The 12,430-nt window shown below is 41.5% G+C and carries 7 protein-coding genes; 4 read left to right on the top strand and 3 right to left on the bottom strand.

What is annotated here, in order from left to right; genetic code table 11:
* Window positions 1–23: 23 nt before the first annotated feature.
* The 3 genes from BLS28_RS05890 to BLS28_RS05880 form a co-directional block, all read right to left on the bottom strand.
* On the bottom strand, window positions 24–1,109 hold the full coding sequence (locus tag BLS28_RS05890; protein WP_091163342.1) for a substrate-binding domain-containing protein: 1,086 nt from the start codon (window positions 1,107–1,109) through the stop codon (window positions 24–26).
* Between the two features lie 160 nt (window positions 1,110–1,269).
* Entirely contained in the window at window positions 1,270–3,039 is a 1,770-nt protein-coding gene (locus tag BLS28_RS05885) for an SGNH/GDSL hydrolase family protein (protein ID WP_091163341.1), read from the bottom strand.
* A 120-nt stretch (window positions 3,040–3,159) separates the two neighbouring features.
* Window positions 3,160–5,178: an alpha-amylase family protein gene (locus BLS28_RS05880; protein ID WP_091163340.1), complete on the bottom strand. Its 2,019-nt coding sequence runs from the start codon at window positions 5,176–5,178 to the stop codon at window positions 3,160–3,162.
* 573 nt (window positions 5,179–5,751) lie between these two features.
* On the opposite strand from BLS28_RS05880, the gene BLS28_RS05875 reads away from it, so the two are divergent.
* The 4 genes from BLS28_RS05875 (at window position 5,752) to BLS28_RS05860 (ending at window position 12,210) form a co-directional block, all read left to right on the top strand.
* A complete protein-coding gene (locus BLS28_RS05875) occupies window positions 5,752–7,707 on the top strand; it encodes a sigma 54-interacting response regulator (RefSeq protein WP_091163339.1) in 1,956 nt (651 codons plus the stop codon).
* Window positions 7,708–7,990: 283 nt separating this feature from the next.
* Complete coding sequence (locus BLS28_RS05870) at window positions 7,991–8,785, top strand: alpha/beta hydrolase (RefSeq protein ID WP_091163338.1); 795 nt, start codon at window positions 7,991–7,993, stop codon at window positions 8,783–8,785.
* 55 nt (window positions 8,786–8,840) lie between these two features.
* Complete coding sequence (locus BLS28_RS05865; RefSeq protein WP_091163337.1) at window positions 8,841–9,806, top strand: alpha/beta fold hydrolase; 966 nt, start codon at window positions 8,841–8,843, stop codon at window positions 9,804–9,806.
* Window positions 9,807–10,002: 196 nt separating this feature from the next.
* Window positions 10,003–12,210, top strand: coding sequence for a tetratricopeptide repeat-containing sensor histidine kinase (locus tag BLS28_RS05860; RefSeq protein ID WP_091163336.1), 2,208 nt, complete (start codon window positions 10,003–10,005; stop codon window positions 12,208–12,210).
* Window positions 12,211–12,430: the final 220 nt, after the last annotated feature.

Here is a 12,430-nt window from a genome sequence, read left to right as displayed (position 1 = left end):
AAGGACAATTAGCTAAGGAGAGATCAGATATCTAAATAAACGGCATCCTCATCATCAACATAATAGTTCGCATTTTCCTTTGTAACGATATCAAGCGGAAGATACTTGATAATGGGTACTTCCTTTTTGAACACCAGGCTGTCGGTTAACTGGTAGATGCCCCAATAGCCCTGCCCTTTCGGGTTTTGATTGATCAGGAAACTGATTGTCCCTTTATTCAGAAAATACAGATTGGGAGGCAATAAATCATATCCTATTATTTTAATATGCTTTATATATCGCTGTTCCAGGTACTTCGCAATTTCATGAGCTTTAGATGTTGTCACGAAAATACTGCCTAAATCAGGGGTGCTGTCAATAATATCCCCCAGTTGTTTCATAAAAACAGCGGCATTTGACCTGTTTAACTCAACCCTCAGAATTTTGTACTGATGATCCAGGTTATTTTGAGCAAAATAATTGCGAAATCCCTGCTCTTTTTTTAAAAGGTGAGCGGCGTTGCTCGTCTCTTCATCAATGTGTGCAATTAAAATAGAGCAGGAATCGGGTTGCCCATAATGAATAAGCTTACCAGCCAAAAACCCGCTCTGATATGAATCCTGGCCTATATAACTTAAAGGCTCACATTCAGCAATTTGTGTATTAAACAACACAAATGGAATTTCGGCAACCTTCCATTTCTCGAAAAAAGGGAGGGTTTCCCGGTAAAATATAGGCGATAAAATTATGCCGTCGGGCTTATCAGTGGTTAATTTATTGGCCTTGCTTATAAATGAATCTACATCATATGGATCAAACACATATTGTTGTACAATAATGCCATATTGCTTCAAGTCTTTTTCTGCCTTTTCAATTCCGGCCTTAGGCGCGTGCCAATAGAAATCAATTTCATGATCGGGTATTAAGGCTGCTATTTGGTATATTTTATTGGATCCCAAAGCCCTTGCCATAAGATTGGGCTCATAATCCATCTCTTCAATAATTTTGAGCACTTTCTCTTCTACCTTTTTTGATACCCGCCCGCGCTTATGCAGTACTCTGTCAACCGTACCCGTCGAAACCTTCGCTTTTTCGGCAATGTCTTTAATGCGAACAATTTTATTCTTCATAATAAACTTTAGCGTAGAAAAGATAGCAAAAGTAATTTAATATAGTCCATCTCATCAATATCGACTATCATTTGATAGAAATTACTTTTAAAACAATTCCGCTATACTGAACTTATTTCAGCGTTGCACATGTCAAGCGCATTTCATACCGGCATCTTTATTATTTTTTAAGATATGGCACCAATGTTACCGCCAGCTTTTGATAACCAACCTCATTGGGGTGCAGGCCATCTCCGAAAAGTGATTCATCAATCTTCCCTTTATGGTTAAGCAATAGTTTGCCCGGATCAATAAAACGGACCTGGGTTTGAGCTGCCAGTTTAGCAATGGCTTTATTGAGCACCTTTATCCGGCTTTCCATCGCCCTCCTGGGCAGCAAACCCGACAAAAGAACCTCCGCTGTGGGCTGACGTTCCTTCACAGCCAGCACAAGCATTTTCAACCCTTCTGATATTTCCTGGTCACTGTAGGCAGACAAGTTATTGGTGCCTATCATAATCATCACTTTGTCAGCCTTAAACCCTTCTATTTCTTCATGGTATACACGCCATAGCACATTCTCTACCTGGTCCCAGCCAAAACCAAAATTTTTCACACCCAAAGGTTCGATATATTTATCCCACGAATCAGCTCCTCTTGCTAAAGGCGCCTTAGGCTCACCACCCCAGTAATTCAGGATCGAATTACCAAGAAATACAATCGTTGGCGAACTGGTTTTGATAAGCGTTAATATTTCATTATGCCTGTTTCGCCAGTCATAATACCCATCCCTGCTTTGTACTGCGGGCCGCGTGGTTGAATAGCGGCCAATTGGTTCATTAATTATAACACGGATTGCTTTCTCATATGCTGCGGCATACTGCTCCATTCCGATATCATTAGGATGTAAGCCATCAACTGTTGAGTTGATACCAAACCCGATTTCTTTGCCAGTCAATAAATAAATACCCTTTGTTCCGGCTGCAATCAACTTTGAATAAGCCAGGTCAAGCACTTTATTAACATGACCATAACCGGCATTTCTACCCGTATCCAATAGTCCGCCCGCGTTCCCCCCGCTGTGTTCAACAAGCAATATCGGCACCAATGGGTGCTTCTGCTTTAAAGTTTGTATCGCTGCAGATAAACGTGCTTCGATTTCCTGGTCAGAAAAACTTATCATATTAGGCATACAATCAAGCACATATACTTTCGCATCCACCTCTGCCATCAGATCAATAACTGATTTCTCAAGCAATCCGGAGCCGGAAAAACCAAGATTAATCAACGGGCGATCCAGCGCGCGCTGCAAAATGGAGGTCCATGCTAAACCTGGCCTTGAAGCACAGGCCCCCTGCGCAATGGATGTTCCGTATACAAGCACCGGCTTTTCTTTGGATAAAGGCATAAAATTAAATGCACTACCAAGTGGAACACCTATTTCAAGCCATGATAACGAATTATACAAAGGCAGGAAAAGCCGGTATTCATAACTTCGCCCCGCAAAATCGGCACTTACCTTAATATTTGAAAACCGGTAGGTAATGGTATCCTTAAACGAGAAACTACCCGGAGCAAGGCACCATTGGCCATTAGGATCCAATACATAAAGGTCCAACCCACTTACACCAGTGGCCGGCATATGTGACATAGCAAACTCGCCATTAACTTTATACCGGATAACCAAATTCTGTGCATCTGTTTTAAACTTAATGTACAAACCGGCACTGCTATGGGAGATGTTCCACACATTGGGATTAAGGCCCTTTTGAGCACGCGCCGGAAGCCTGTCATAACTACCTGCCGTTTCTTTTGACCAGGCCTGCCCTTCTATAACCGGAAAATCAGCCTTAACCGGATTATACCATTTATATGGAGCTAAATTTTGCGAAAAAGATGTTTTATTAAAAAGGCAAAGGATTAGCAATACTACTACGAATACGCGTTTCATTTTTATTTATTTAAAAACAATGTTGCCATACACACCCTCATGCAGGCCAATGCGTTTGCGCGCACACTTACAACATCAATTTATAATTCAAATCAGAAGACAAACAAATGGATTAAACCGTCATTTTACAGGTACAGCGTTTAAAACCATCACTTCAAACGGCTCAAGCTTAACAGCATGAACGGCTCCCTTAAACACATACGACTTCGTTTCTTTACTGTTAACTTTCGCATTATAAAAGATATAATCTGGAGTACTATTTGATGGCAATTCAAATACTTCCCGGGTATTAACCAGGTATGTTTTAGCTGTATTCGAGGGATTTCTTAAGGTAAGAACAGCCTTTTGCGGAGACCAGGCTGCAAAACCGTAAACATCCCCTTTGGATGGATCGCCGCCTACCCAATGCACATCCGGCATAATATCCGCATTTTCGCGCGACCATTTTATGGCAGCGGCAAGGCAATTCCAGTTGGCCTCGTTTAGCTTATGGGGATTGATATACAACTCCTGCAAACTGGTTCCAGATCCAAAAAACGACCATATCTCGTCAGAAATATCTTTATCATCCATGTCAAACTTAGCAGGCGCGCCATTATCCGCAATACAAATCCCGTGATACATCAGGGAGCTCAAAGGATAAAGGGGAGCGCGCATTACAATATTCTTATAGGCCTGACCATCCCGGTAATTGAGCCATTGCTGACGACCATTGCCCTGCCCTTGCGTGTTTGTATCCCAGCCATTCCGCCAAATTACATCACCATATTTAAGCCAAAAAGGCGACGGCCAGGTACCTATGGTGAGGCTAAAATATAAATCCGGTTTTACCTTACGCAAGCCCGTTACTAAATTCAGCAAAGACTCCATATCTGTTTGATATTCAACAGTGGCACCTGTAGACTGATCTCCCGCCCCTACACCATCAAATTTAAACATAGAGATACCATCACTGGTCACGAACTTAGCGGCAGTACTTTTAAACCTGGACGAATAAACCGGCCCGGAAAGAGAAAACCCATGCAAATTAGTTTCAAAAGGAGGATTTTGGCTTCGGCCATACTGTAGCCGCTGTTCCTTTGCCTGCTCGTAACCACCCCAGGGCGACATCCACACTCCCAATGAAGCTCCGTATTTATCAGCCAGCGCTTTAATGTTATCAAAACCTGCAGGGAAATTCTTTTGGCTGATCTGCCACAATGTTTGGTTGTCATCCCAGCCATCGTCAAACAAAAATGCGTTTAAGCTAATATGACGTTTTGCCGTAAGACTGTCACCAAATGCCTGAATACGATCAAGACAACCAGCTTCGGTTAACTTACGATCGGCCCAGGAAAGGTCATACCATGAATTATAATGAAGCATCTGGCGGTATGGCGCCGCTCTTTCCCGCTCCAGGTAATAAAGAAATCCCCTTCGTAACTGGCTTTTAGGGGCAATGCCCCACACAGTAGAAGCTTCGAAATTAAGAGTTGGCTCCTGCCGTTCAATATAGCTGCTGATCCGGCCATTCTGATTATTGCATTTACTTATCGGACTTTCACAGGCAAAAAAGAAATCATCCGATACCATTGGCGATCCGTCCACAACCCCCAACAGCTTAATACCCATTTCTGCCGGAAAATTGATCAGATTCAATTTCCTGATCTTTAAAGAGTCTTTCAAAGCAAAAACGCCGAAAACTTGTCTGATATAATTGGAATTATCTTTCAAAATGGCCTCCCACTTTACACGAATGCCATATTTCACATTCAAAAATTCGGCTAAAATTTTCACACCATCTTCCTTTTCAGAAAATTTAACTGCCTCAGGATCTCCTTTGATCTGAACAATTTTCGGAGTGGTACTTAATTGAAAATCAGCAGAATTTATTACAGTACCATCCTTAAACTCTAATCCAAATAAAGGAGAGCCTTTTAAATTAATTTGTTTCTTATTCTGAACGGCAGATTCGTTTATGGCAATTATCGATTTACCAGCAAGCCACTTTACAGATAAACAATTATTTTTTAAAACCAATGCCCCTTTAGTAGAAAACACGAATGCCTTGCCCGGTTTTACACCCGAAAGAAAAACATCCTGAGCTTTGGTAACGCTTGTTAGGCCGATACAAATTAAAAACAACAGTCTTTTTAGCATAGTTGATAAATTACGAGAAAAAATAGAATAAGTATTTGTGTGTACGCACACACAAATATAAAACATAATTAATACCTCAAAAATTGGACGGAGCCTGTTTGACACTCCAAACAGGCAAAAATGATGAGATCATATGTATTGTGCGAGAATACAGTGCAAAACAATCGGTTGCGCCATTTTTCGACTACAGGTACAACATCACGCTATTTCAAGAGAAGAGTGACATATAAGACAAATAAGAGACGTACTTCATTAAAGATATTAAGCATAATGCTTTTTAGCAGTGATTTTATGATTACTATTTGAGTTAAAACAACGAAATATCGTGGTTCTTGAAATTCAAACCTTACGAAATATGGTTGTAATTATTAATCCATAATGGCCATCCATGTAGATCTCGGCATGAATTAAACCTTCATGTTCGTTATATTAGGTGAAAGTGATGTAATTTTAACTGATTTGAGTCGAGCGGCTGATTAAGCGTTACTTTCGATTCATTTGGCAGGATTTATGAATTAGTGCGTTTACAAAAACTGTAACCGACGAATGTAATCAATATCAGGTGGACTAAACATGACAGACCAGTTAAGTAAGAAGATCTTGATCGTCGAAGACGAATATATCATTGCTGATGTTTTACGCAATTTATTACAGAATGCCGGCTATGATATATGCGGTATAGCTGATTCAGTTGATGAAGCCCTGGAGTTGATCGAGATCAATAGGCCTAATTTTGTCTTGTTGGATATTTACCTGAAAGGCAAATTAACCGGTATCGACCTGGCAAATCAGTTAACGGAAGAAAATATTCCATTTGTATATCTTTCTGCGAACTCCAATCAAAGTATCCTTGAAGAAGCAAAGAAAACGAATCCTTACGGCTTTATCGTAAAGCCATTCCGCGAAAAAGATGTTCTTGTGGCTTTAGACATTGCCGTTTACCGGCATGAAAACAACCTTGAAAATAAATTGAGGCAAAATGCGGCATTGCAGAAAAAAGTGGCACGGATCATTGATTTGCAAGCAGACTGGACTTACAAACTGATGCAAATCGGCCAGGCACTTCAACCTTATATTCCATTCGAATATCTATCCGTTGGCCTTAAGTCAAATGACAACAATAATGACGAAATTGGATTTATGCGTATTGGATTCGAGGAATACCAAACCATTGGTCCCAAGGAACTTATGGTTATCACCAACAAAAAATCATATGAGCTTTCAGCCTTGAAAGGAAAAAGCACATGGGAGCAGTTGGCAACCTGGTATGACGAAAAGGAGCTGCAGGCGGCTTTTAATGAACAACCGATGAGAAAACTGATAACGGAAACGTTTTCAATGAAATCGCTTTTGGTTTTTCCGGTACCCTTGTCTGGCAACCAGGCAATTTATTTCTTTTTCTACGGCCGTCGGCCAGATGCATACGACTCTGATCATTTAATATTGTGCGACCGATTCAGGAATTTAATTGGTGATTTTGCCCAAATCATGGTCTCTGACTCAAAGAGCCCTTTGGGTAGCAACCCCGTTTATAATGGAGTGCACAGAACAGCGGGACGGGAAACGAGTGCTGATTTATTTGCCGGGATTATCGGAAGCAGCCACCTTTTGTTAAATGTTTTCGATAATGTTCAACAGGTAGCGCCGGCGGATTCTTCCGTCCTTATCCTGGGCGAAAGCGGGACAGGCAAAGAAAGAATCGCAGAGCGTATTCATTACTTGTCCCCGCGTAAATCCAAACCATTTATTAAGGTAAACTGTGCTGCTTTGCCTGCCACTTTAATTGATTCCGAATTATTTGGACACGAAAAGGGTTCTTTTACCGGAGCGTTTGAGAGAAAAATAGGGCGGTTTGAACAAGCACATACAGGAACATTGTTTTTAGACGAAATTGGTGAAATCCCGTTGGAATTGCAGGTAAAGTTGTTGCGGGTACTGCAGGAAAAGGAAATTGAACGTATCGGGGGTCGAACTACTATTAAAACTGATGTTCGCATTATCGCTGCTACAAACCGCAATTTAGAAATGGAAGTCGCTGAAGGTCGCTTCCGGCTCGACCTGTATTACCGATTAAATGTTTTCCCGATTGTTATGCCTCCGCTACGCGAGCGTAAAGAAGATATCCCCGCGCTTGCTAATCATTTTTTAATTATTTACAGCCGCAAAACCGGGAAAGCAATTAAAGGCTTGTCGGAAAAGGTTTTGGAAAGTATGCAGACCTATCGCTGGCCCGGCAATATCCGTGAGCTCGAAAATCTGATCGAAAGAAGCGTGTTACTGGCTAAAAGCGACTTTATTGATACAATTGCGTTACCATTCCAAACCGAGCAACCAGCCATGAGTTTCATTGCAAATGCAAACGTTCAAACAATGAAAGAAAATGAGAAAACACATATCCTGCGGGCATTGAATGAATGCGGCTGGAAGATATGGGGCCCTGGCGGTGCCGCCAGGTTGCTGAATTTACCGCCGACTACCTTAAATTCCAAAATGAAGAAATTAGGCATTACAAGATCCTTCCAAAAATAAGCGGGACAAGTGTTCGTTTGGCTGTTTTCGGGGCCAAGCTATCGCAGCAAAATAACTGCAATCAAGGAACATCGCAGGCTACATCGCACTGTATTGACACCCAAAATACCTCTAAAAACAACGCTATTTCGTTATAATACTGAGCCAGCTACGAGATAAAGTAACACGGCTATAATTCCATTTTACAAAAATCTGATTATCAATTATTTTCAAGCACTGGCATATCTATTGAGTTGATCCCGGCGACTGCCAGTCCGATGACAATTTTAACTATCAGAACACCATGAACAAAGATTCTTCAAAAACCATAGTCTTTATAACAGGAGCATTTGTGAGCAATTCGTGTTGGGACGAATGGCGTATTTTTTTTGAAGGAGAAGGCTATAAAACGATTGCTCCTCCATGGCCCGCTAAGGATGGCGCAGCCAATGACCTGCGGCAAACGCAACCGAACTCCTGTATTGCGGCCCTACGGCTGGAAAACCTAACGAATTATTTCGACGAGTTTGTCCGGCAATTGCCTGAAAAACCTATCCTAATAGGGCATTCGATGGGCGGGCTCATTACCCAAATTTTACTTGAACGGGAATTGGCAGCTGCCGGAGTAGCAATACACTCCTTGCAACCGCAAGGCGTCTTCACCTTCAAGTTCTCTTTTTATAAAGCCGGTTGGGGTCCACTTGGATTTTTTACTTCAGCAAAAAAATCCTTTTTAATGTCTTTTAAGCAATGGCAATACGCATTTACAAATGGGATGTCATATGAAGAACAAAAGGAAGGGTATTACAAATATCTTATACCAGAATCCAAACTGGTGGTTAGGGATGCCATATCCAAAGCTGCAAAGGTCGATTTTAAAAAGCCGCATGCACCTTTATTATTCATAGCAGGCTCAACCGATAATTTTATCCCGGCGGCACTGAATTACGCCAACTATAAAAAATATAAACATACTGGATCGATAACCGACTATAAAGAATTCGAAGGACGAAATCATTTTGTTCTGGGTCAACCCACCTGGAAGGAAGACGCAGATTTTATTGCCCATTGGATAGAGCAATTACCCACCGGAAAATAGAACAACTTAGCAAATGACAGTAACAATTATCAGACAATAAAACCCCATCAAAATCATGAAAACAATTACCAAATCATTTCTCGTTCTTTTAATAGTAGCAAGCGCCGGTTGGCTGGCCCCAACACATGCCTCAGCTTTCATGGCGGCAACTAAACCAGCTGCTATTACAACGCCTGCGTCACCCCCAACTGGTTTCAAGCACCAATACGCAACAGTAAACGGCGTCAAAATTCATTACGTAACCGGCGGTAAAGGAGAGCCTTTACTTCTTATCCATGGATTCGGTCAAAACTGGTATATGTGGAACCGTTTGTTGCCTGAACTGTCAAAACACTTCAGGGTGATCGCCCCTGATCTGCGGGGCGTCGGCGAATCAGCGAAGCCAGCCGATGGATATGACAAAAAAAATATGGCGATAGATATGCACGAATTAATGAAAAAACTCGGCTATAAAAATATCAATCTTGCCGGACACGACATCGGCCTGATGGTAGCCTATGCTTATGCCGCACAATTCCCGAACGAAGTTAAGAAACTGGCATTGATGGACGCATTGCTGCCAGGGGTTGAGCCTGTCTGGAGCCAGGTTAAAGCGCAGGCATGGTGGTTTGGCTTTTTCGCCCAGCCACATTCAGGCGAGCTCGTTAGTGGCAGGGTTGGGACATTCTTCACCGATTTCTGGCCTGTGGTGGGTTATGTAAAAGACGCATTTACGCAAGCTGAGCGGAATGAATTTATCCGGGCTTATTCGGTTCCAGGTGCTACCACAGGGGCTTTTCATTGGTTCGGCGCATTTAACCAGGACGGCCAGGATAATCTTGAGCTGATGAAGAATAAGCTGCCGATGCCTTTGCTGGCTATGGGATCAGATCATTTTGCCGGTTCCTTTCTTGCAGAGCATTGCAGGCTGGTAGCCACAAACGTAAAGGAATCAATCATCAAAAATTCGGGGCATTGGGTTGTGCAGGAAAATACGCCGCAGGTTCAGAAAGATCTGCTCGATTTCTTTCTGCGGAACTAAGGCGGGTAATTAAAGTAATTCGCTATATTTAATTTTAATGGTCACTATGTTATTTGCTTCAGTTGGGCGAATACTGTAGTGACCGTTAGTATTTTTTTGCGGGCGATTATTTACAAGTCATGGCTCGTTAATCACGCTAATATTTTTTTAATAACCTTTTATCACAAATTGAACGATACTTTTTGGTTAATACTCAATGGCTGCACGATCTAAAAATACTATTCTGAAGTTTCTTTTCTTTGCCGGAATGTTATTGGCAATTGTTTCCCCTTGTTTCAGCCAGCAAAACAACTTATTAAAAAAACTTCATGATAGCAAGCCAGATACTGCTCAATTAAAAATCCTACATGAATTAGGCAATTATTACCTCAAAAAGCAATATCAGAAAAAGAAGAGCGACCTGGACAGTGCAAAATACTTCTTTACTAAGGAACTTGAGCTTAGCAATGCTTTAAACGACACATCTAGGTATGGTAAGTACGAAAGCCTGGGCAAACTAGGAGAAGTCAGTTTTGCGAAAGGTAATAAAGACCAAGCCGATGCTTACTTCGTGAAAATCATAAATCATTACCAGGACATCCACGACCTCTACAATCAGGCTGGCATATTGCAACGGTTCGGTGAGAAAGAAACAGATGCTTCAGAAAAAATTGAAATTTTAAAGAAGGCGCTCGAAATTTTTCAAAAATTAAAAATGCCGGCGAGGATCATTGATGTCAACCTGGAAATTGCCGGCGGCTATGTATCGCTAAATAAATTAGATACAGCCCAACAGATTTGTAAAAAAGTTGTCAGCCAGTATAAAAACGCCAACGACCTGCAACTTGACCAAGTATACAGGCTCCTGGCGTCTGTAAACCGATATCAAGGCAATTTGAACCAATCCCTCTTTTATATCTTGAAAAGCGTCAAAATATCGGAGTCAAAGGGCAAGGCCTCTGAATCGACCTATGGTGAACTGGCACAGATCTATCAGGACCTCGGAGAAACGGAGAAGAGCATTTATTACTACAAAAAGACGATCGAGCTGAGAGAGAAAGGCAATAACGTCCCGCAGGAATATATATTCAGGACAGCGGGATTCGTAGTACAGGGGTTGATTAAATTAAAACAGCCGCGTGAAGCGCTGAATTATATCGAATATATAGAAAGGCGGCATCCGCATGACAGTAAGTTCATGGCTGCCGTAATTGAGCAAATCAAAGCAAATTGCTACGAGGCGCTAAACGAGCCTACTATGGCCGAGAAAAACTACCTGGCGATGATGAGAGATTACAATGAGGGCGGTATAAACACGGAAATAATTGAACTTGCGAAATACGATATTGCCAGGTTTTATATACATCAGAAAAAATATACCAAAGCCGCCTACTTTTCAAAGGGAGGAATAACGATAAATAGCATTCCGCGGGCCCGCGATTTTGAATTGCTTTTTTTTCAGATCGACTCAGCGCTGCGAAATTTTCCTTCCGCCATAAACCATTTTAAACGATATAAAGCCTTAAGCGATTCGATTTTCAACGAAGCCACAAGCAAGCAAATTGCCGAATTGCAAATTAAATATGAAACAGATCAAAAGGAGAAAGATATCAAATTACTAACTAAGAGCAATCAAATCAAGGATAACATTGCCCGACAGGCAAATACTTCACGCAATGTTGCCCTGGGCGGTAGCGCCGCGGTAGTTTTATTCATGGTGTTATTTTATTACAACTACCGGCTCAAACAAAAAACCAATAACGAGATCAGGGAGAAAAATGATGCACTTAACCAATTAGTTAAGGACAAAGAATGGCTGATCAAAGAGATACACCACCGGGTGAAAAACAATCTTCAGATCGTCATCGGCCTTTTACAAAGACAATCGTCTTTTGTCGACAACGCCGAGGCATTGGCGATCATTCAGAATAGCGAACACAGAATGCAGTCGATCGCTTTGATCCACCAAAAACTTTACCAGTCCGACGACTTGGCATTAATTGACATGGCGGACTACATTGATGGATTTGTTTCCTATCTAAAAGAATACCTTGATCCACAAAGCCGGATAATCTTTCTGCGAGAGGTGGACGCGATACAACTGGATGTTGCACAGGCTGTTCCTGTTGGCCTTATTTTGAACGAAGCGATCACGAATTCTATAAAATATGCCTTCCCCGAAGATGGCTATGGAACAATCAACATAACTCTTACTGAAACTTGTGAAAACAGCTATTTATTGATCATAGCCGACAATGGCTGGGGGCTTAAGCCGGGATTTAATATAGAGGAATGCCACTCTTTAGGGATGAAACTTATTAAGGGTTTAAGTAAACAGCTAAATGGCAAGCTTCAAATCATCAGCGAAAAAGGTTTGTGCTTAAAGATCTCGTTCAAAACCGATGCGGTTTTAATGGGAGGATGACTAATCCCCCCTTCTTTCTTTAACCTACGGTACAGAACATCCCCTCCCCACTGGAATTCTTTTTCATTCAAGATTGCCTAGGACCACTGCATATCGTGGTTGTTTATTCACAACCTCGATATGTCGTACCGAAAAAAACCAACAGTATATTAAATTTCTGATAATCAGAAATTTAATATACTGGCATCTAAGTTGAATGAAGGGATGATATGAACATCTT

It is taken from the genome of Mucilaginibacter gossypii (assembly GCF_900100945.1).
Taxonomy (GTDB): domain Bacteria; phylum Bacteroidota; class Bacteroidia; order Sphingobacteriales; family Sphingobacteriaceae; genus Mucilaginibacter; species Mucilaginibacter gossypii.
The sequence above is the reverse complement of the archived record's forward strand: the minus strand, read 5'-3'. Positions and strand labels throughout refer to the sequence as shown.

Bases quoted from the DNA above. Each gene is read 5' to 3' on its own strand.
- BLS28_RS05890 (WP_091163342.1), bottom strand. From the start codon at position 1,109: ATGAAGAATAAAATTGTTCGCATTAAAGACATTGCCGAAAAAGCGAAG.
- BLS28_RS05885 (WP_091163341.1), bottom strand. From the start codon at position 3,039: ATGAAACGCGTATTCGTAGTAGTATTGCTAATCCTTTGCCTTTTTAAT.
- BLS28_RS05880 (WP_091163340.1), bottom strand. From the start codon at position 5,178: ATGCTAAAAAGACTGTTGTTTTTAATTTGTATCGGCCTAACAAGCGTT.
- BLS28_RS05875 (WP_091163339.1), top strand. From the start codon at position 5,752: ATGACAGACCAGTTAAGTAAGAAGATCTTGATCGTCGAAGACGAATAT.
- BLS28_RS05870 (WP_091163338.1), top strand. From the start codon at position 7,991: ATGAACAAAGATTCTTCAAAAACCATAGTCTTTATAACAGGAGCATTT.
- BLS28_RS05865 (WP_091163337.1), top strand. From the start codon at position 8,841: ATGAAAACAATTACCAAATCATTTCTCGTTCTTTTAATAGTAGCAAGC.
- BLS28_RS05860 (WP_091163336.1), top strand. From the start codon at position 10,003: ATGGCTGCACGATCTAAAAATACTATTCTGAAGTTTCTTTTCTTTGCC.